The following is a 19423-nucleotide window of genomic DNA, read 5'->3' as shown; positions in this document are numbered from 1 at the left end:
AGTCATGATCATGACCACGAACAACGATCCGATTGTCATTGTCAGCGCCGTCCGCACCCCCATGGGCGGTTTTCAAGGTGAACTCAAAAGCCTGAGCGCACCGCAACTGGGCGCCGCTGCCATTCGCGCGGCGGTCGAGCGCGCGGGCGTGGCCAGCGACGCGGTGGAAGAAGTGCTGTTCGGCTGCGTGTTGTCCGCAGGCTTAGGCCAGGCGCCGGCGCGACAAGCCGCCCTGGGTGCGGGCCTGAACAAGGCGACCCGCTGCACCACCCTGAACAAGATGTGTGGTTCGGGTATGGAAGCCACGATGCTGGCCCACGACATGCTGCTGGCCGGCAGTGCCGAGGTGGTGGTCGCCGGCGGCATGGAAAGCATGTCCAACGCACCGTACCTGCTGGACCGGGTCCGGGCCGGCCTGCGCATGGGCCACGGCAAGGTCCTGGACCATATGTTCCTCGACGGCCTGGAAGATGCCTACGACAAGGGGCGCCTGATGGGCACCTTCGCCGAGGACTGTGCCGAGACCAACGGTTTTACCCGTGAGGCACAGGACGCCTTTGCCATTGCCTCGACCACCCGTGCCCAGCAGGCGATCAAGGACGGCAGCTTCAACGCCGAGATCGTGCCCCTGCAGGTCATGGTTGGCAAAGAGCCGAAAACCATCAGCGATGACGAACAGCCACCAAAAGCCAGGCTGGACAAGATCGCCAGCCTGAAACCGGCGTTCCGCGAGGGCGGCACGGTCACGGCGGCCAACTCCAGTTCGATTTCCGATGGCGCGGCGGCCTTGCTGTTGATGCGTCGCAGCGAAGCCGAGAAACGTGGCTTGAAGCCGCTGGCGGTGATTCATGGTCACGCCGCGTTCGCCGACACCCCGGGCCTGTTCCCGGTCGCTCCAGTGGGTGCGATCAAGAAGCTGATGAAAAAGACCGGCTGGTCGCTGGATGAAGTCGACCTGTTCGAAGTCAACGAAGCCTTCGCCGTGGTCAGCCTGGTCACCATGACCAAGCTGGAGATCCCCCACGACAAGGTCAACATTCACGGCGGCGCCTGCGCCCTGGGTCACCCGATTGGCGCCTCGGGTGCGCGCATCCTGGTGACCTTGCTCTCGGCCCTGCGCCAGAAAGGCCTGAAACGCGGCGTTGCAGCCATCTGCATCGGCGGCGGTGAAGCCACGGCCATGGCCGTTGAATGCCTGTACTAAGGAATCCCCATGCTCCCGAATGACGAACAACTACAGATCAGCGAAGCGGCACGGCAGTTTGCCCAGGAGCGGCTCAAGCCGTTTGCCGCCGAGTGGGATCGCGAGCATCGCTTCCCTAAAGAAGCCATTGGCGAGATGGCGCAACTGGGCTTCTTCGGCATGCTGGTGCCGGAACAATGGGGCGGTTGCGACACCGGGTACCTGGCGTACGCCATGGCCCTGGAAGAAATCGCCGCTGGCGATGGTGCCTGTTCGACCATCATGAGCGTGCACAACTCGGTCGGCTGTGTGCCGATCCTCAAGTTCGGCAACGATCAACAGAAAGAGCAGTTCCTCAAGCCGCTGGCCAGCGGGGCCATGCTCGGTGCGTTCGCGTTGACCGAGCCCCAGGCCGGTTCCGACGCCAGCAGCCTGAAAACCCGTGCGCGCCTGGACGGCGATCACTACGTGCTCAACGGCTGCAAACAGTTCATCACGTCGGGGCAGAACGCCGGGGTGGTGATTGTGTTTGCCGTGACCGACCCGGCTGCCGGCAAGCGTGGGATCAGTGCCTTTATCGTGCCCACCGACTCACCGGGCTACAAGGTCGCGCGGATCGAGGACAAACTCGGCCAGCATGCCTCCGACACCTGCCAGATCCTGTTCGAGGACGTGAAGGTTCCGGTGGCAAATCGTCTGGGCGAGGAGGGCGAAGGCTACAGGATTGCCCTGGCCAACCTGGAAGGCGGGCGTGTCGGCATTGCCTCGCAGTCCGTGGGCATGGCCCGCGCTGCCTTCGAAGCGGCCCGCGACTATGCCCGCGAGCGGGAAAGCTTCGGCAAGGCCCTCATCGAGCATCAGGCCGTGGCCTTTCGCCTGGCCGACATGGCCACGCAAATAGCCGTCGCCCGGCAAATGGTGCATTACGCCGCCGCCCTGCGTGACAGTGGCAAGCCGGCCCTGGTGGAAGCTTCGATGGCCAAGCTGTTTGCTTCGGAAATGGCCGAGAAAGTCTGCTCGATGGCATTGCAAACCCTGGGTGGCTACGGCTACTTGAACGACTTTCCGCTGGAGCGTATCTACCGCGACGTGCGGGTCTGCCAGATTTATGAAGGCACCAGTGATATTCAGCGCATGGTCATTTCGCGCAATCTTTGAGAAGGAATGTTGGCATGAGTTACGAAACGATTTTGTTGGACGTCCAGGGCCGGGTCGGCCTGATCACGCTCAATCGTCCCCAGGCACTGAACGCACTGAATGCGCAGATTGTCAGCGAACTGAACCACGCGCTGGACGGTCTGGAAGCCAATCCGGACATCGGCTGTATCGTACTGACCGGCTCGAAAAAAGCCTTTGCCGCCGGTGCTGACATCAAGGAAATGGCGGAGCTGACCTACCCGCAGATCTACCTCGATGACCTGTTCAGCGACAGTGATCGGGTGGCTAACCGCCGCAAGCCGATCATTGCCGCGGTCAACGGTTTCGCGTTGGGGGGCGGCTGTGAACTGGCACTGATGTGCGACTTCATTCTGGCCGGTGACAACGCCAGGTTCGGTCAGCCGGAAATCAATCTGGGCGTGTTGCCAGGCATGGGCGGCACCCAGCGCCTGACCCGCGCGGTGGGTAAGGCCAAGGCCATGGAAATGTGCCTGAGCGGCCGCTTGATCGATGCGGTGGAGGCCGAGCGTTGCGGCATCGTGGCGCGCATCGTGCCGGCCGATGAGCTGTTGGACGAGGCGATGAAGGTAGCAGCGGTGATTGCCAGCAAATCGCTGCCGATTGCGATGATGACCAAGGAAAGCGTCAACCGCGCCTTTGAGGTCAGCCTGTCCGAAGGCGTGCGCTTCGAACGCCGGGTGTTCCATGCAGCGTTCGCCACCCAGGATCAGAAGGAAGGGATGGCCGCGTTCATTGCCAAGCGTGCGCCTGAGTTCGTCGGTAAGTAATTGTGTGGCGAGGGGGCAAACCCCCTCGCCACAGGTACGTACACTTCAGATCTGATAATTCTTCAATTCCCGCGCAATCACCATCCGCTGTATCTCGCTCGACCCCTCGTAAATCTGCGTGATCCGCGCATCGCGGTAGTAACGCTCCACCGGATAATCTTCCAGGTAGCCGTAGCCGCCATGAATCTGAATGGCGGACGAGCAGACCTTCTCGGCCATCTCGGACGCGAACAGCTTGGCCTGGGAGGCTTCGGACAGGCACGGCTTGCCGGCGCTGCGCAGGCGTGCGGCGTGCAGGATCAGCAAGCGGGCGGCGTTCAGGCGGGTGTGCATGTCAGCCAGCAGGTTGGCGATACTCTGGTGTTCGATGATCGGCTTGTCGAACTGCACCCGGTCACGGGAATAGGCCAGTGCCGCTTCGAAGGCTGCACGGGCAATGCCCAGCGCTTGCGCGGCGATGCCGATGCGACCGCCTTCGAGGTTGGACAGGGCAATCGCCAGGCCCTTGCCGCGTTCGCCCAGCAGGTTCGCTTCGGGAATCACGCAGTTATTGAGGGTAACGGCACAGGTATCGGAGGCGCGAATGCCCATCTTGTGTTCGCTACGGTCGACAATGAAACCTGGGTTGTCGGTGGGCACCAGGAAGGCTGACAGGCCTTTCTTGCCCAGGTCCGGGTCAGTGACGGCGAAGACGATGGCCAGTTTCGCGCGCTTGCCATTGCTGACGAACTGCTTGGCACCATTGATCACCCATTGACCGTCACGCAGTTCGGCACGGGTGCGCAGGTTATGCGCCTCGGAGCCGGCCTGGGGCTCGGTCAGGCAGAAGCAACCGATGGCCTGGCCGCTGGCCAGGTCTGCCAACCAGGTCTGTTTCTGTTCCTCGGTACCGTAATTGAGTACCGGCCCGCAGCCCACCGAATTATGGATGCTCATCAAGGCGCCGGTGGCGCCGTCACCGGCGGAAATTTCTTCCACCGCCAGGGCGTAGGCCACGTAGTCGACGTAGGTGCCACCCCATTCTTCGGGTACCACCATGCCAAGCAACCCCAGCTCGCCCATTTTCGCCACCAGCGCATCGTCGATCCAGCCGGCCTTTTCCCAGGCCTGGGCATGGGGGGCGATTTCGCCACGGGCAAAGTCCCGGGCCATGTCGCGGATCATCACTTGTTCTTCGGTCAATTCGATATCGTGCATGACTCAGCTCCCGCTCTGATCAAATCCGCTGAAGAAGCTCGCCACCCGCTCGGCGTCCAGCGCCTGTACGGTCGGAGGGTTCCAGCGTGGGTTCTTGTCTTTGTCGATTAGCAGGGCGCGCACACCTTCGATCAGGTCGCCACGCTCGAACCACTGACGATCCAGGTGCAGCTCCAGGGCAAAACACTGTTCCAGGCTCAGCTGTCGGCCGCGGCGCAGCATTTCCAGGGTCACACCCATGGCCAGCGGTGAGCGGGTTTCCAGCAGGTCGGCGGTGGTCAACGCCCAGGCGTGGCTGTCGGCAACCGTGACGGTACGCAGTTGCTCGACGATGCCCGGCACGTCCGCCAGGGCGAAGAAGTGATCGATGGCCGGGCGCAAGGCTTGCAGCGGTGCGTCGGGCAGGTGCTGCACGCCGAGCCTGGCCAGCAAGCCTTGCAGGTCCTTGAGCGGGGTGTCGTGCCATACAAGGCTGTCCAGGCGCTGGTCCAGCTCGGCCAGCCGCGCACTTTCCAGGTACCAGTCGGCCAACCCGCAATACAACGCATCGGCAGCGCGAATCTGCACGCCGCTGACACCCAGATAGATCCCCAGTTCGCCCGGGACACGGGGCAGGAAGTAGCTGCCACCCACGTCCGGGAAATAGCCGATGCCCACTTCCGGCATCGCCAGGCGGCTGCGTTCGGTGACCACCCGCAAGTCGGCACCCTGCACCAGACCCATGCCGCCGCCGAGGACGAAACCGTCCATCAGCGCGAGCACGGGTTTACGGTAATGGTGGATCGCCAGGTCCAGGGCATATTCTTCGACGAAGAACGCTTCGTGCAGGGTGTCGCCGCTTGTGTAGCTGTCGTACAGCGAGCGGATATCGCCACCGGCACAGAAGGCTTTCTCGCCAGCTCCGCGTAGTACCACGGCATGTACCTGCGGATCCCGGGCCCAGGCGTCCAGCTGGCGATGCAGGCTGCGCACCATGTCCAGGGTAATGGCATTGAGACCGGCGGGGCGATTGAGGGTCAGGTGACCAATGTGGTTGCGCACCTGGGCCAGCACGTCGTTCTGCGTGGCATCCATGGGCTGACCTGTCGGGGATGAAACCTGAGCAGTCATCACTAACTCCCTGCTTTTATTGTTCTTTATAGAGATGCTCGCGCGCGAGCGATGGCGGATCGTAACAGTGCAAATTTGCCATGTACAACCCGGATAACTGCAGGTCGCCTGTGCATTTTTGCATGTCAGGATCCGCCCCTGGTGCAGTGGGTCATTGAGCGACCACCTCCGTGCTGCCCGACACGGGACAGTGCGCGACAAGGCACCGTCGATGTGCCTTTGGCCAGTGTCGAAAGGGCTTGCCATCGCGCCTTGCCGCTGACGACAGAATCGGCTGTCCAATGCGCTCGTTCAGCGCAGTTACGCTGTCTGGACCGCGCCTTACGACACCTGCGCCGTCCTGGCTATTGGCATTCTGGCGTTCCGTTTCAGGTGCTTTTGACAATGCGCCAGAAAAGGGTTGCACCCCGACGACTGGCTCCCTCCGGTCGATAACAACAATAAATACGGCTGCGGTGAAGACCGCATCGATTTTCTGCCCCTGTAAAAAAGTGTGGTTCGGCGCGGGCGCCTGACCGCTATAAATCCAAATAATCCGGGACTCAAGAAGATGAATATCAAGTGGCTGACCTTGCCGGCACTCGCCTTGCTGTGCTGCTCCACCGGCGCCAGCGCCAAAGAATGGAAAGAGTTGCGCTTTGGCGTCAATCCCAGCTATCCACCCTTTGAGTCCACGACCGCTGACGGAGGCGTGCAAGGCTTCGGCGTCGACCTGGGCAACGCCATCTGCGCCGAGTTGAAACTCACCTGTGTCTGGGTCAGCAACGACTTCGACGGGCTGATCCCGGGTCTCAAAGCCGGTAAGTTCGATGCGATCGAATCCTCGATGACGGTGACGGATGCCCGTAAAAAACAGATCGATTTCAGTGATCGCCTCTATGCCGGACCGACCGCCATCGTCACCCGCAAGGATTCCGGCCTGGAGCCCACCGCCGAATCCCTCAAGGGCAAGACCGTGGGGTTCATGCAGGGCACGATTCAGGAGACCTACGCCAGGGCCAAACTGGCGCCAGGCGGTGTGAAACTGCGGGCCTATCAGAATCAGGATCAGGTGTACGCAGACCTGGTGTTCGGCCGCCTCGATGCGTCCATCCAGGATAAGCTGCAGGCGCAGATGAGTTTTCTGACGTCGCCACAGGGCGCTGACTTCCAGAACAGCGAAGGCATCAGTGACCCGCTGGTGCCCTCGGAAATCGCCATCGGTATCCGCAAGGGCAACGACGAGCTCAAAGGCATGATCAATGCCGCCATCAAGTCCCTGCACGACAAGGGCATCTACGCACAGATCCAGCAAAAGCACTTCGGCGCTCTGGACCTCTATAACAACTGATCCTCGCGCCCCGAGCACTGTGCCGCGCTCATCGGTACAGCGCCCGTGCGGGCGCCACAAGACAGGTAACTGGCGTGAATTCCCTCCTGAATCTACTGGGGGTCGATCTGTCGACCCTGCAAGGTTACGGCCCGTTGTTGCTGCATGGCACGTGGGTCACCCTCAAACTCTCTGCGTTTTCGCTGCTGGTCAGCATGGTGTTGGGGTTGCTGGGCGCCGCGGCCAAGTTATCGCCGCTGAAGTGGCTGAACCTGCCGGCGACGCTCTATACCACACTGATTCGCGGTGTGCCGGACCTGGTGCTGATGCTGTTGATCTTCTACAGCCTGCAAGGCTGGCTGAGCAGCCTTACCGAGGCGATGGGCTGGCCCTACATGGAGATCGACCCGTTTCTGGCCGGGATTGTCACGCTCGGGTTTATCTACGGCGCGTACTTCACCGAGACCTTTCGTGGCGCCATTGTGAGCGTGCCACGCGGTCAGCAAGAGGCCGCCGCCTGTTTCGGCCTCAATCGCTGGCAGCGGTTTCGTTTCGTGGTGTTCCCGCAAATGATGCGTTTTGCCTTGCCGAGCCTGGGCAACAACTGGCTGGTGTTGCTCAAGGCCACCGCGCTGGTGTCGATCATTGGCTTGTCGGACCTGGTCAAAGTGGCGCAGGAGGCGGGCAAAAGCACCTTCAACATGCTCGACTTCCTGCTGATGGCGGCGGCGTTGTACCTGCTGATCACCAGCGCCTCCAACTATGCGTTGCGAGTGCTTGAGCGCCGCTACAACCAAGGAGTACGGGGGATGGCGCGATGATTGAATTGATTGCCGAGTACTGGAGACCCTTCCTGTTCAGCGACGGTGAGACGTTCACCGGCCTGGCCATGACCCTGTGGTTGCTGGTGGCGAGTATCGTCCTTGGCTTTTGCCTGTCGTTGCCACTGGCGATCATGCGTACCTCGCGCTGGGCGTTGTTGCGCTGGCCGGTCCAGTTGTTTACCTATGTATTTCGCGGTACGCCGCTGTATATCCAACTGCTGATTTGCTACAGCGGGATCTACGGCATTGCGGCGGTGCGCGCCCAGCCGCTGCTGGAAGCCTTCTTCCGCGATGCCATGAACTGCACCTTGCTGGCATTCACCCTCAACACCTGTGCCTACACCGTGGAGATATTCGCCGGTGCGATTCGCAGCATTCCCTACGGCGAAATCGAAGCGGCGCACGCCTATGGCTTGAGCGGCTGGCGGCTGCACCTGCAATTGATCCTGCCATCGGCCCTGCGCCGCGCACTGCCGTACTACAGCAACGAAGTGATTCTGATGCTGCACGCCACGTCCGTGGCCTTCACCGCGACTATCCCGGACATTCTGAAAGTTGCCCGGGATGCCAACGCCGCGACCTTCATGACGTTTCAGGCGTTTGGCATCGCCGGTTTGTTGTACCTGGGGTTGTCACTCGCCCTGGTCGGCGGATTTCGCCTGGCGGAGAAACGTTGGCTGGGCTTTCTCGGGCCGGCGCACTGAATCACTCACCTCATTTTTGTCCAGAGCGGCGTCGACGCAGACGCCGCTCCAGGAGTGCAAGCATGTACAAACTCACGGTTGAAAATCTGTATAAACGTTTTGGTGACAATGAAGTACTCAAGGGCGTCTCTTTGAACGCGCGGGCCGGGGATGTGGTGAGCATGATCGGCGCCAGCGGCTCGGGCAAAAGCACCATGTTGCGTTGCATCAATTTTCTGGAGCGCGCGGATGAGGGGGCCATTGCGCTGGATGGCGAGCGCATTGTCACCCGCCAGGCGGCAGGTGGCATGCGGGTCGCCAATCCGGCACAGTTGCAGCGCTTGCGCACACGGCTGGCCATGGTGTTTCAGCACTTCAACCTGTGGAGCCATTTGACCGTGCTGGAGAACATCATGCTGGCGCCCTGCAAAGTGCTGGGTGTCGCTCGCAAGGACGCCGAAACCAGCGCCCGGGCGTATCTGGACAAAGTCGGCCTGCCCCAGCGAGTGGCCGAGCAATACCCGGCGTTTCTGTCGGGGGGCCAACAGCAACGTGTGGCGATTGCGCGAGCATTGGCGGTGGAGCCACAGATCCTGTTGTTCGATGAGCCGACGTCAGCCCTGGACCCGGAGTTGGTGGGAGAAGTGTTGAAGGTGATTCAGGCACTGGCTGAAGAGGGGCGGACCATGTTGATGGTGACCCACGAAATGGGTTTTGCCCGGCAGGTTTCCAGTCAAGTGCTGTTCCTGCATCAAGGCAAGGTCGAGGAGCAGGGCGATGCGACGATCCTCGACCAGCCGAAGAGTGAACGTTTACAGCAATTTCTATCGGGCCGTTTGAAGTGAGGCAAGACGTACATGGCGGATATCCGTGATCTGACGATCGTGCTTGATCGTATCGATCAGGCCATCATCGAGGTGCTGCGTCACGATGGGCGCATCACGTATCAAAAGCTTTCCGAGCGCGTGCACCTGACGCCCAGGCCTTGCCTGGAACGGGTGCGAAAGCTCGAACAGCTCGGGGTGATTCGGGGTTATGGGGCTATCCTCGACGAAAAGAAACTGACACCGGGTTTGTCGTTGCTGGTGCTGGTGGCGCTGTCGAACCAGAGTGGGCGCGCTGCACAAAAGGCGTTCGAGGCCAAGGTGCGTGCTTGCCCGCAGGTACTGGAATGCCAATTGATCAGCGGAGCCTTCGATTACAGTCTGCGGATGCGCTGCCGTGACATGGAGCACTACCGGGTGCTGACCGAAGTCTGGTTCGATGATCCAGACCTGCATATCGACAAACTGGTCAGCCACCCAGAACTGGCGATGGTCAAAACCTCGTCGTAGGCACCTGCGCGTTCCCACGCAAGCGAGGGAACGCAAGTCAGCCTGAAGCGTCCATCGGGGCGTTGCCAGGCTGAGTGTGGTGACGGTCTTCAACGCCCAATCCCTTCCTGTTTTCATCCCGCCAAATCGGCTGAAAGCCCCTGGGTTTTCAGCCATTTTCAACACTGCCTTGCTGCTAATCAGCCGGGTTTTCTGCGCAGCGAAACAGACAATGAGCACCTCTCAACCCTCATTGAACCTGTGCCCATGCAAACCACCAATACCGTTTTGATGATTCGCCCGACACGTTTCTCCTTCAATCAGGATACGGCGGCGAACAACCGTTTCCAGCGCCCGGCGGCCGCGTCGGAGGACGTCCAGCGCCAGGCCTTGCAGGAGTTCGACGGTTACGTCGCTGCGCTACGCGATCACGGAGTGGAGGTGATCGTTCACGATGACCGCGATGCCCCCCATACCCCGGACTCGATTTTCCCCAACAATTGGTGGAGCAGTCACCCCGACGGCACACTGGTGTTGTATCCGATGCAAGGCCATAACCGGCGGCTGGAACGGGACAAGGGTGTGCTGGATCTGCTGCACAACGAGTACCGGGTCGAGCACCTGCTGGACCTCACGGCCCTTGAACTGCAGGACGTGTTCCTCGAGGGCACGGGCAGTATGGTGCTGGACCGTCAGGCGCGGATTTGCTACGCCGGCTACTCCACACGCACCCACGCCCATGCATTGGATCAAGTGGTCAGCCATCTGGGTTATGAGTTGTGCGCATTCAACGCAGTCGATCGCCAGGGTGTCGCGATCTATCACACCAACGTCATGATGAGCGTCGGTACTGAACTGGCCGTGGCCTGCCTGGCTTGCGTGGCTGAGCCGGCGCAAGCCCGAACGCTGCGTTCACGCCTGGAAGACAGCGGCAAGCAGGTTATCGCGCTGAGTTGGGAGCAGTTAGAGTCTTTCGCGGGCAACATGCTGCAAGTCCACACGGCGGCAGGTGAGCCGCTGTTGGTGATGTCGCGCACCGCCTGGCGTTCCCTCGATGCGGCTCAGCGTCGGCTCATCGAGGCTTACACCACACCGTTGCCCGTGAACATCGACACCATCGAACGGGTGGGCGGTGGGAGTGCCCGCTGCATGTTGGCGGAGGTTTTTCTACCCAAGGCCCGGCAGGCGTATCCGGCTGCCAAGGGGGGTATGTGATGATCGTCCGTCCTGCGACACCCGATGATCTGCCGGCATTGCTGGCCCTGGCTCATAGTGCGGGCACCGGCTTGACGACCTTGCCTGCGGATGCCGGACGTTTGCGCCAGCGCCTGGAGTGGGCGGCGAGAACCTTTGCCGGCGAGGCCGGACGCGCTGACGCCGACTATCTGTTTGTGCTGGAGAGTGATCAGGGAGAGGCGATCGGCATCTGCGCCCTGGCTGGCGCTGTCGGCCTGCGGGAGCCCTGGTACAACTATCGCCTGGGCCTGTTTGTCGCCGCGTCCAGCAACCTGGGGATCAATCAGCAATTGCCGACGCTGTTCCTGGGGAACGACATGACCGGGCATTCGGAGTTGTGTTCGTTGTTCTTGCATGCCGATCACCGCGCTGGCCTCAACGGTCGCCTGTTATCCAAGGCGCGGTTTCTGTTTCTCGCCGAATTTCGCCAGCACTTTGGCGAAAAGGTCATCGCGGAAATGCGCGGCTACTCCGACGAGGAGGGTGTTTCACCTTTCTGGGAAGGCTTGGGACGGCACTTTTTCAAAATGGATTTTGCCGACGCCGACTACCTCACCGGCCTTGGTAACAAAACCTTCATTGCCGAACTGATGCCCAAGTTCCCGTTACCTACATGCCTGCTGCCCGAGAGCGCGCGATCAGTGATCGGTCGGGTACATCCCAACACCGAACCGGCGTTGGGCATGCTCAAGGCGGAGGGCTTTGAACACCGGGATTACATCGATATCTTCGACGGCGGTCCGTTGATCGAATGCGCGACAGGACAGATTCGGGCGGTACGCGATAGTCAGGTATTGCAACTAAGCATTGGCACGCCGGGGGAGCAGGCCGAGATCTACCTGATCCACAATCGGCAATTGGCCGAGTGCCGGATTACCGCAGCACCTGCGCGGATCGCCGCCGGGACATTGATTGTCGATGCGCAAACCGCCCAGTCGCTAGGTTTGTGTACCGGAGCCTCGGTGCGAGCGGTGAGCCTGGCGGTACCGGCACGGCAGCAGTCAGCGGCCTGAGGAGTAGCGCCAGGCCTTGTCGTTGGCCGTGTCAGGCCTTGTTGGCGAATACCTCACCGATACTGCGGCGCTTGGCGTGCCGTTCGCTGGCGTGGATCAGTTGTTCAAGGTCCTCGGGGGTCACATCGAAGAAAGCCTCCAGGTCCGCCAGTGCCGCTTTCAGGTCTTGTGCCGTGATTGCCTGGCTGTCGACGGGCGGGTGATCCGCCGGCACCCGGGCCACCGGTTCGGCGGGCCGCTTGGGGTAGCGAATACGGGTCAGGTTGTTGTAGACCAGGGCACTGAGCAACAAGGTGGCCGCGCTCAGCATCACCGGCGCGAGTGCTTTCCAGTCCAGGGCGATGGTCGCCGGGTCCGCCACCACCATCAGCAAGGCCAGCGCACCGGCCGGGGGATGCAGGCAACGCAGCCAGCACATCAGCATCAACGCGGTGCCGGCTGCCAGGCACGCACTGCCCAGGGTCCGTCCAAGCACATGGGCCACCAACAGTGCTACCACCCCGGCACACAGGTATCCGCCCAGGATCGACCAGGGCTGGGCCAGTGCGCCGGACGACACGGCAAACAGCAATACCGCCGATGCCCCCAGGGGGCCGATCAGGTGCATGGCCACGTCCATGCCGAATACCTGGCCACAGAGCCAGACGCTCAGCAGTGTGCCCAGGGACATGCCGATGGCGGCACGGCTCCATTCTGAAGGACGGGTATTGATGGCAGCGGGGATCCAGCGAGCAAACATGGGCAGAACGGTCCAGTGGCAGAGGGCAGACAAAAAGAAGGGCCTGTCTGGGTCACCAGAAAGCCCTTCAAAAGTTCCACCATTTGGGGGAGGAACCGGTGCAGTCTGCCGGTCTGGCCGGCCACTGACAAATTCATATTAATGAACTTTAAACTCATTAATATTGATGTATTGCCCCCAGCGTGTCGTACCGACAGCCTCTGGTAGGCGTCTATGCCGTCCTCTCGGTCACGACTGAAGCCACAGGCGATGGCTGTGCGCAAACGGGCAGGTTACGCGATTCGCCCCGGCCCATCGGAAAGTACTGGAAGCCTTTGCGCGCCAGACGCTCGACGTCATACAGGTTGCGTCCGTCGAAGATCACCGGTGCCTTGAGGCGCTGCTGGATCAGTTCGAAATCCGGTGCCTTGAACTGCTGCCATTCGGTGCAGATGATCAATGCGTCCGCATCCTTGAGCACGGATTCCGGGGTGCCCATGAGCATCAATCGTGCTTCGTTCGGGTACAGGTTCTGCGTCTCCTGCATGGCTTCCGGGTCGAAGGCTCGCACCGTCGCGCCTGCTGCCCACAGCGACTGCATCAGCACCCGGCTCGGCGCATCGCGCATGTCGTCGGTGTTGGGTTTGAACGCCAGTCCCCACAGTGCAAAGGTCTTGCCTACCAGGTCACCGTTGTAGAAGGCATTGATGCGCTCGAACAGCTTGTGTTTCTGACGCTCGTTGATTGCTTCGACCGCTTGCAATAGGTCACTGGAGCAGTTGGCTTGCTCGGCACTGTGGATCAGTGCGCGCATGTCCTTGGGGAAGCACGAGCCGCCATAACCACAGCCGGGGTAGATGAAGTGGTAGCCGATCCGTTGGTCGGCGCCTATCCCCAGGCGCACGGACTCGATGTCCGCGCCCAGGTGCTCGGCCAGCTCGGCGATCTGATTGATAAAGCTGATCTTGGTCGCCAGCATGCAGTTGGCGGCGTACTTGGTCAGTTCGGCGCTGCGCAGGTCCATGAACATGATGCGGTCGTGGTTGCGGTTGAAGGGCGCATAGAGGTCACGCATGACCTCGCGTACCGCCTCGCTGTCGCAACCGATGACGATGCGGTCCGGACGGCGGCAGTCGGCGACCGCCGAGCCCTCCTTGAGAAACTCGGGGTTGGACACGATATCGAACTGCAGGATGCGCCCGTGGCCGTGCAACCGGCTGTCTATATGGGCGCGAAGGGTATCGCCAGTGCCCACCGGCACGGTGGATTTTTCCACCACGATCAAGGGGTGCTCGCGGTGCCTGGCCACGGCGTCGCCCACCGACAACACATAACGCAAGTCGGCCGAGCCATCCTCCCCGGAGGGTGTACCCACGGCAATGAACAATACCTGGCCATGCTGGACCGCCTGTTTCTCGTCTGTGGTGAACTGCAGGCGCCCGCATTCCAGGCCTTCGCGGACCAGGCTGGCCAGCCCGGGTTCGAAAATGCTCACATGACCTTGTTGCAATAACGCGATCTTTTGCTGATCGACGTCCATGCAGACCACATCGTGACCCACTTCGGCCAGCACGGCAGCTTGTACAAGGCCGACGTAGCCACTACCAATGACACTGATTTTCATGGAGTCTTCCTGACGTTTGGGGTGTGGATACCGCGAGAGTTGATGGTGAGGACCCCGAGGATGACCAGCGCCACCCCCAGGGTTCTAGAAAGACTGAACGGCTCGTTGAACAGTGGCAGGCTGGCGGCCAGCAGGTACACCAGGGCATAACTGATGCTGAGCAGCGAGTAGGCCCGCCCCAGCGGCAGGTCACGCAGGGCCATGAGCCAGCTGAGCATGGACAGTGCGTAAGCCATGATCGAGGCCAGCACCACGGCGACTGCCAGCGGGTCGACCGTGCCACTGCTCAATGCCGCCAGCCACTGTGCCGGCAAGGGCAGGTGGCTCATGCTCCAGCGCATGCCCAGTTGGGCCGCGCTGACCAGCAGTACGCTGCCCATGGCAAAGCCGATGCCGCGACCCAGGCTCATGCGTGCCTCCCCAGCAGCACGACACCGGCAATCACCAGGGCCACGCCGATCCAGTGCCGGCGATCAATGGCTTCGTGGAAGACGAAGCGGGCGATCAGGGTAATCAGTACGAAATTGAGGCTGAGCATCGGATAGGCGACGCCGACGTCCAGCCGCTGCAACACCAGCAGCCACACCAACAGCCCGCAGCCCAGACTCAGCAACGCCAGCCACAGCCACGGCGAACGCAGCTTGTCGAGCACTCCCGATGCCTGGCCACGCCAGCTTTCCACCGCATATTTCTGGGCGACCTGGCCCAGGCAGGTCAGCAGGCAGGCAAGCACGATCAGCAACAGGCTCATGGCTGGCTCTGTGGGAAGATCAGGATCACCAGATTGCCTTGGTCATAACGCTTGAAGTCCTGGGGCAACATGTCGATTTCGTAGTGCTCCTGGCCATTGATTCGCATCACCACGCCTACCGAACCCTGCTGGCGGGCTTCGGTCATCCATTGGGGGACCTTGAGAAAGTCGACCCGGCGATGCAGGGTGTCAGGATAAGCCAGGCCATATTTCACTTCGCCTACGGTGTTGTACAACGCCACGTCCGGACGCTTGAGTCGCCAGGCCAGGGCCGAGGCGGCGCCCAGGTCATTGCTCAGCAAGCGACTGGCCTGGCCAAGTTCCTGGGCGTGATCGATGATGAATTGGTCCGGCATCTTGTTATAGACCACCGAGTTGGGCAGCGCGGCCGGAATCAGCGCCACGAACAGCCAACTGCCCAGGGCAGGTGCAGCCCAGCACTGCAACGGGCGCAAGGCTTGCAGTACGCTGGCGAGGATCCAGCCGGTCAAAGCGATGAACACCAGCACCAAGTGCTCGGGCTCGTTGCTGTAGAGCGGCTTTTTCAATTGAAAGTAGACCAGCGCTATCAGCACCAGCACACCCAGCACCAGGTTCAGCGCACCGTTCAGACTGATGGCACGGGTCTGCCGGCTCGCGAGGCGATCGACCAGCACATGGCCCATCAACAGGGCCAATGGCAACAGGCACGGAAAGATGTAGGCCGGCAGCTTGCCCTTGCTCAGGCTGAAAAACGCCAACGGCAACAGCAGCCAGAGCAGCAGGAAGCCAATGCTCGTCTGACGACGGTTCTGCCAGGCTTGCTTGAGCGCCGCAGGCAGCAGGGCCGCCCAGGGCAGGCTGAACGCCACCAGCAACGGCAAGTAGTACCACCAGGGCGCGGCGTGCTGGGCATCTTCGCCGGCAAATCGCCGGATATGCTCGTGCCAGAAGAAGAATCGCCAGTAGTCCGGCTCCTGGGCGTGAACGGTCAAGGCCCAGGGCAGGCTGACCAGCACGGCCACCGTGATTGCCACTGAACCATAGGCCAACAGTTCGCGCAGGCGTTTTTGCCAGACCATGTAGGGCAGGGCGATCAGCACTGGCAACAGCCAGGCGAGAAAGCCCTTGGTCATGAAACCCATGCCACAGGCCAGGCCCAACAGCGCCCAGAACCCCAGGCGCGCACGACGGGCCTGGCTGTCGATGGCGAACCACAGCGCCACCAGGCTCAGGTTGACCCACAAGGTGAACTGCGGGTCCAGGTTCGCGTACCCGCCTTGGGCGACCACCACGCACAGGCTCATGTAGAGCAGGGCACAGGTGAAGCTCTTGCGCGGATCATTCCACAAACGGCGGGCAATGAAATACGCCAGCAACACGCTCAGGCCGGTACTCAAGGCCGAGGCCACGCGCACGCCGAACAGATTGTCGCCAAACACCGCCTGACCGATGGCCATCATCCAGTAACCGGCGACTGGCTTCTCGAAATATCGTATGCCCATGAAGTGGGGTGAAGCCCAGTGGCCGCTCAGCAGCATTTCCTGGCTGATTTGCGCGTAACGGGTTTCGTCCGGAATCCACAGGCCATGGGTGGCCATCGGCAGCAGGAAAAACACGCCGAACACCAGTAACAACAGGGGCAGGGCCCAGCGTTTGGTCATTGTCCCTGCACTCCCAGCCAGCCTTCACGACCTTCCAGCGCACCGCGCAACACGCGTCCCCGGGGCAGGACAGCGGGGTCGGCCGGCAACAAATGACCCAGTGGCTGGAAGCGGATATCGCGTGTTCGTGCATCCACCAGCAATTGACGAAAATGGTTGGCCATCAGAATCCCTTCTACTTCTGCATGTATCGTGTAGACGTTCAGCCTGGAAGGGCTGAACCGGTCAAGAATGAATGAGTTGAACCCATCAACGGTCACGTGTGGCCCGACCACCTCATCGAAGGTAGGCAAGCCGACCGGAATTTGTGGTGTTCCCAGGCTGCCATCAGCCAGCTGCGGCAAGAACAGGCCCTGCCCGCGGCAGTCGCTGTTGTAGCGAAAGCCAAAGCGCTGCTTGGCCTCGATCACCCGCTCGTCTGCGCGCCATCCGGCAGCAGCGGAACAGTCCACGGTCTGGCCGAGAATATCGCTGAGGGTGTCTACGCCCCGGCGAACCTGCTCAATCAGCTGTGCATCGCTCCAGCGTCCGGCATTGGCTTGCCAGCCGTGGTGATCCCAGGCGTGCAACCCTACCTCGTGACCGGCGGCAAGGGTCTGGCGCATCAGGTACCCAAGATCGCGGCCGATGGGCTTGCCCGGCCAGGCGGTGCCGGCCAGCAGAATGTCCCACCCGTACAGGCCCGCTGCGTTGGAGCGCAGCATCTTCCAGAGAAACTGCGGGCGGATCAGGCGCCACAGGTGGCGCCCCATGTTGTCCGGGCCAACGCTGAAGAAAAACGTCGCCTTGACCTGTGCTTCGTCGAGCATGTCCAGCAGCCGGGGCACCCCATCACGGGTACCCCGGTAGGTGTCGACATCGATTCGAAGACCTGCCTGCATCAACGCTGGTCCGCGATTTCGAGCATGGCTTCGCGCAGGAAGAAGTCCAGCGTGTTGCCGATGGTTTCGCTCATTTCAACGGTTGGCGTCCAGTCCAGCAGACGCTTGGCGTTCTGGATGCTGGGCTTGCGGTGCGACACGTCCTGATAGCCGGTGCCGTAGAACGCCTTGCTCTCGACGTCGCGGAAACCGGCGAACGGAGGGAAGTTGGCGCGTAGGGGGTGGGCCTCGAACTGCCGCAGCAGTTCTTCGCCCAGTTGACGGATACTGGCTTCGTTGTCCGGGTTGCCGATGTTGATGATCTGCCCGTTGCAGGCATCGTTCTCGTTGTCGATGATCCGCGCCAGGGCTTCGACACCGTCGGCGATGTCGGTGAAGCAGCGTTTTTGTTCGCCGCCATCGAACAGGCGGATGGGCGTGCCTTCCACCAGGTTGAGAATCAGCTGGGTGATCGCCCGGGAACTGCCGATCCGTGCCGAATCCAGGCGGTCCAGGCGCGGCCCCATCCAGTTGAACGGGCGGAATAGGGTGAAGTTCAGGCCTTTCTGGCCATAGGCCCAGATCACCCGGTCCAGCAGTTGCTTGGAGACCGAGTAGATCCAGCGCTGCTTGTTGATCGGGCCGACCACCAGGTTGGAGGTGTCTTCATCGAAGTTCCGGTCCTGGCACATGCCATAGACTTCGGAGGTCGAAGGGAAGATCACGCGCTTGTTGTACTTGACGCAGTAGCGAACCAGTTTCAGGTTCTCTTCGAAGTCCAGCTCGAACACGCGCAGCGGGTTGCGGGTGTATTCGATGGGGGTGGCAATGGCCACCAGTGGCAGCACCACGTCGCACTTCTTGATGTGGTACTCGATCCACTCGGAGTGAATGCTGATATCGCCTTCGACATAGTGAAAGTTCGGATGGCTGCGCAGGCGCTCGATGGCGTCGGAGCCGATGTCCAGGCCGTACACCTCGTACTTGCCGTCACGCAGCAGGCGCTCGGACAGGTGGTTGCCGATGAAGCCGTTGACCCCCAGGATCAGCACCCGTGTACGACGCGGGGCACGGCCTGACTCGGCGCCACGCAGCACGGAACCATCCACCAGACCCAGTTCGTCGGCCAGTTGCGGGCCGCGGAGGAACAGGCCGTTATCGTTGCGCTGGCCGGACGTGATCACCAGCGAGTCTTCGCCGCAGGCAATGCGCAGCGGGTCGACGCTGATCACCCGGCCCGGTGCCTGGCCTTCATTGCCCTTGGCTACCTCGGCGCTCCAGACGATCAGCTTGTGCTCGCCGACGTCGCAGAACGCTCCCGGGTACGGCTGGGTAACGGCACGAACCAGGTTGAACAGTTCTTCAGCCGGTTTTTTCCAGACCAGTTTGCCGTCTGCCGGGGTGCGGCGACCGAACACCGTGGCCCTGGACTCATCCTGGACGGTTTCAGTGAGGCGGCCCTGGATCAGTGGCGGCAGGGTGTCACGCAGCAGGCTTGCGGCCGCGTCACGCAGCTTGCCGTGCAGGGTCAGGGCGGTGTCAGCGCGCTCGATGGCAACGCGTTGTTGGGCCACGATGGCACCGGCATCCGCACGCTTGACCATGCGGTGCAGGGTCACGCCGGTTTCCGTTTCGCCATTGACCAGCACCCAGTTGGCCGGCGCACGGCCGCGGTATGCAGGCAGGAGCGAGCCGTGCAGGTTGAACGCGCCTTTGCTGGCGGTGGCCAGCAGGGCTTCGCTCAGCAGGTTGCGGTAATAGAAGGAGAACAGATAATCGGGGTTGAGCTTGGCGATGCGCTCGACCCACAGCGGGTGGTTGGCGTCTTCCGGTGCATGCACCGTGATGCCTTGGCGGGCACACAACTGCGCGACCGAACCGTAGAAGGTGTTCTCCTTCGGGTCGTCGGCGTGAGTGAACACCGCGGCAATCTCCAGGCCAGAGTCGAGGAGGGCCTGGATGCCCGCACAGCCGATGTCGTGGTAGGCGAAAACAACAGCTTTTGAATTCATG

The 19423-nt window shown here is 61.6% G+C and carries 19 protein-coding genes; 10 read left to right on the top strand and 9 right to left on the bottom strand.

Annotation, left to right across the window (positions count from 1 at the left end; all coding sequences use genetic code 11):
• The first annotated feature begins 10 nt into the window (after positions 1–10).
• Genes CKW07_RS07540 through CKW07_RS07530 form a run of 3 tightly spaced genes read left to right on the top strand, consistent with a single transcriptional unit; the run spans position 11 to position 3129 of the window.
• Positions 11–1204 (top strand): acetyl-CoA C-acyltransferase, encoded by a 1194-nt coding sequence (locus CKW07_RS07540; RefSeq protein ID WP_095144312.1) that lies wholly within the window; start codon positions 11–13, stop codon positions 1202–1204.
• 9 nt (positions 1205–1213) lie between these two features.
• Positions 1214–2341, top strand: coding sequence for an acyl-CoA dehydrogenase (locus CKW07_RS07535; RefSeq protein WP_095078992.1), 1128 nt, complete (start codon positions 1214–1216; stop codon positions 2339–2341).
• 14 nt (positions 2342–2355) lie between these two features.
• Entirely contained in the window at positions 2356–3129 is a 774-nt protein-coding gene (locus CKW07_RS07530; RefSeq protein ID WP_095144311.1) for an enoyl-CoA hydratase, read from the top strand.
• 45 nt (positions 3130–3174) lie between these two features.
• Here the strand turns inward: CKW07_RS07530 and CKW07_RS07525 are convergent, their stop codons facing one another.
• Positions 3175–4326, bottom strand: coding sequence for an acyl-CoA dehydrogenase family protein (locus CKW07_RS07525; protein ID WP_095144310.1), 1152 nt, complete (start codon positions 4324–4326; stop codon positions 3175–3177).
• 3 nt (positions 4327–4329) lie between these two features.
• On the bottom strand, positions 4330–5436 hold the full coding sequence (locus CKW07_RS07520; RefSeq protein ID WP_095144309.1) for an enoyl-CoA hydratase/isomerase family protein: 1107 nt from the start codon (positions 5434–5436) through the stop codon (positions 4330–4332).
• Positions 5437–5986: 550 nt separating this feature from the next.
• On the opposite strand from CKW07_RS07520, the gene CKW07_RS07515 reads away from it, so the two are divergent.
• From CKW07_RS07515 to astA, 7 genes are all read left to right on the top strand, one after another.
• Positions 5987–6766: a transporter substrate-binding domain-containing protein gene (locus tag CKW07_RS07515; RefSeq protein WP_095144308.1), complete on the top strand. Its 780-nt coding sequence runs from the start codon at positions 5987–5989 to the stop codon at positions 6764–6766.
• Between the two features lie 74 nt (positions 6767–6840).
• Complete coding sequence (locus CKW07_RS07510; RefSeq protein ID WP_095144307.1) at positions 6841–7566, top strand: ABC transporter permease; 726 nt, start codon at positions 6841–6843, stop codon at positions 7564–7566.
• On the top strand, positions 7563–8273 hold the full coding sequence (locus CKW07_RS07505) for an ABC transporter permease (RefSeq protein WP_095144306.1): 711 nt from the start codon (positions 7563–7565) through the stop codon (positions 8271–8273). Before CKW07_RS07510 ends, CKW07_RS07505 begins: the two co-directional genes overlap by 4 nt.
• 62 nt (positions 8274–8335) lie before the next feature.
• Positions 8336–9097: an ABC transporter ATP-binding protein gene (locus tag CKW07_RS07500; protein WP_095144305.1), complete on the top strand. Its 762-nt coding sequence runs from the start codon at positions 8336–8338 to the stop codon at positions 9095–9097.
• 12 nt (positions 9098–9109) lie between these two features.
• Positions 9110–9586 carry an Lrp/AsnC family transcriptional regulator gene (locus tag CKW07_RS07495; RefSeq protein ID WP_095078984.1) on the top strand — a complete coding sequence of 159 codons (477 nt, stop codon included), beginning with the start codon at positions 9110–9112 and terminating at the stop codon, positions 9584–9586.
• A gap of 246 nt (positions 9587–9832) precedes the next feature.
• Positions 9833–10780 (top strand): citrulline utilization hydrolase CtlX, encoded by a 948-nt coding sequence (ctlX, locus tag CKW07_RS07490; protein WP_095144304.1) that lies wholly within the window; start codon positions 9833–9835, stop codon positions 10778–10780.
• Positions 10780–11814, top strand: coding sequence for an arginine N-succinyltransferase (gene astA, locus CKW07_RS07485; protein WP_095144303.1), 1035 nt, complete (start codon positions 10780–10782; stop codon positions 11812–11814). Before ctlX ends, astA begins: the two co-directional genes overlap by 1 nt.
• A 31-nt stretch (positions 11815–11845) precedes the next feature.
• Here the strand turns inward: astA and CKW07_RS07480 are convergent, their stop codons facing one another.
• From CKW07_RS07480 to arnA, 7 genes are all read right to left on the bottom strand, one after another.
• Positions 11846–12553: an HPP family protein gene (locus CKW07_RS07480; protein ID WP_095144302.1), complete on the bottom strand. Its 708-nt coding sequence runs from the start codon at positions 12551–12553 to the stop codon at positions 11846–11848.
• 211 nt (positions 12554–12764) lie between these two features.
• Positions 12765–14156, bottom strand: coding sequence for a UDP-glucose/GDP-mannose dehydrogenase family protein (locus tag CKW07_RS07475; RefSeq protein ID WP_095144301.1), 1392 nt, complete (start codon positions 14154–14156; stop codon positions 12765–12767).
• Positions 14153–14566 carry a 4-amino-4-deoxy-L-arabinose-phosphoundecaprenol flippase subunit ArnF gene (arnF, locus tag CKW07_RS07470; RefSeq protein WP_095144300.1) on the bottom strand — a complete coding sequence of 138 codons (414 nt, stop codon included), beginning with the start codon at positions 14564–14566 and terminating at the stop codon, positions 14153–14155. The genes CKW07_RS07475 and arnF overlap by 4 nt, the downstream gene beginning before the upstream one ends.
• Complete coding sequence (arnE, locus tag CKW07_RS07465) at positions 14563–14907, bottom strand: 4-amino-4-deoxy-L-arabinose-phosphoundecaprenol flippase subunit ArnE (protein ID WP_095144299.1); 345 nt, start codon at positions 14905–14907, stop codon at positions 14563–14565. Before arnE ends, arnF begins: the two co-directional genes overlap by 4 nt.
• On the bottom strand, positions 14904–16550 hold the full coding sequence (gene arnT / locus CKW07_RS07460) for a lipid IV(A) 4-amino-4-deoxy-L-arabinosyltransferase (RefSeq protein ID WP_095144298.1): 1647 nt from the start codon (positions 16548–16550) through the stop codon (positions 14904–14906). The genes arnE and arnT overlap by 4 nt, the downstream gene beginning before the upstream one ends.
• A complete protein-coding gene (arnD, locus tag CKW07_RS07455; RefSeq protein WP_095144297.1) occupies positions 16547–17431 on the bottom strand; it encodes a 4-deoxy-4-formamido-L-arabinose-phosphoundecaprenol deformylase in 885 nt (294 codons plus the stop codon). Before arnD ends, arnT begins: the two co-directional genes overlap by 4 nt.
• Positions 17431–19422 carry a bifunctional UDP-4-amino-4-deoxy-L-arabinose formyltransferase/UDP-glucuronic acid oxidase ArnA gene (gene arnA / locus CKW07_RS07450; protein ID WP_095144296.1) on the bottom strand — a complete coding sequence of 664 codons (1992 nt, stop codon included), beginning with the start codon at positions 19420–19422 and terminating at the stop codon, positions 17431–17433. The genes arnD and arnA overlap by 1 nt, the downstream gene beginning before the upstream one ends.
• Between the last annotated feature and the right edge of the window lies 1 nt (position 19423).

It is taken from the genome of Pseudomonas sp. Irchel s3b6 (assembly GCF_900187415.1).
Classification (GTDB): Bacteria; Pseudomonadota; Gammaproteobacteria; order Pseudomonadales; family Pseudomonadaceae; genus Aquipseudomonas.
This window is presented reverse-complemented; position numbering and strand designations above follow the sequence as displayed.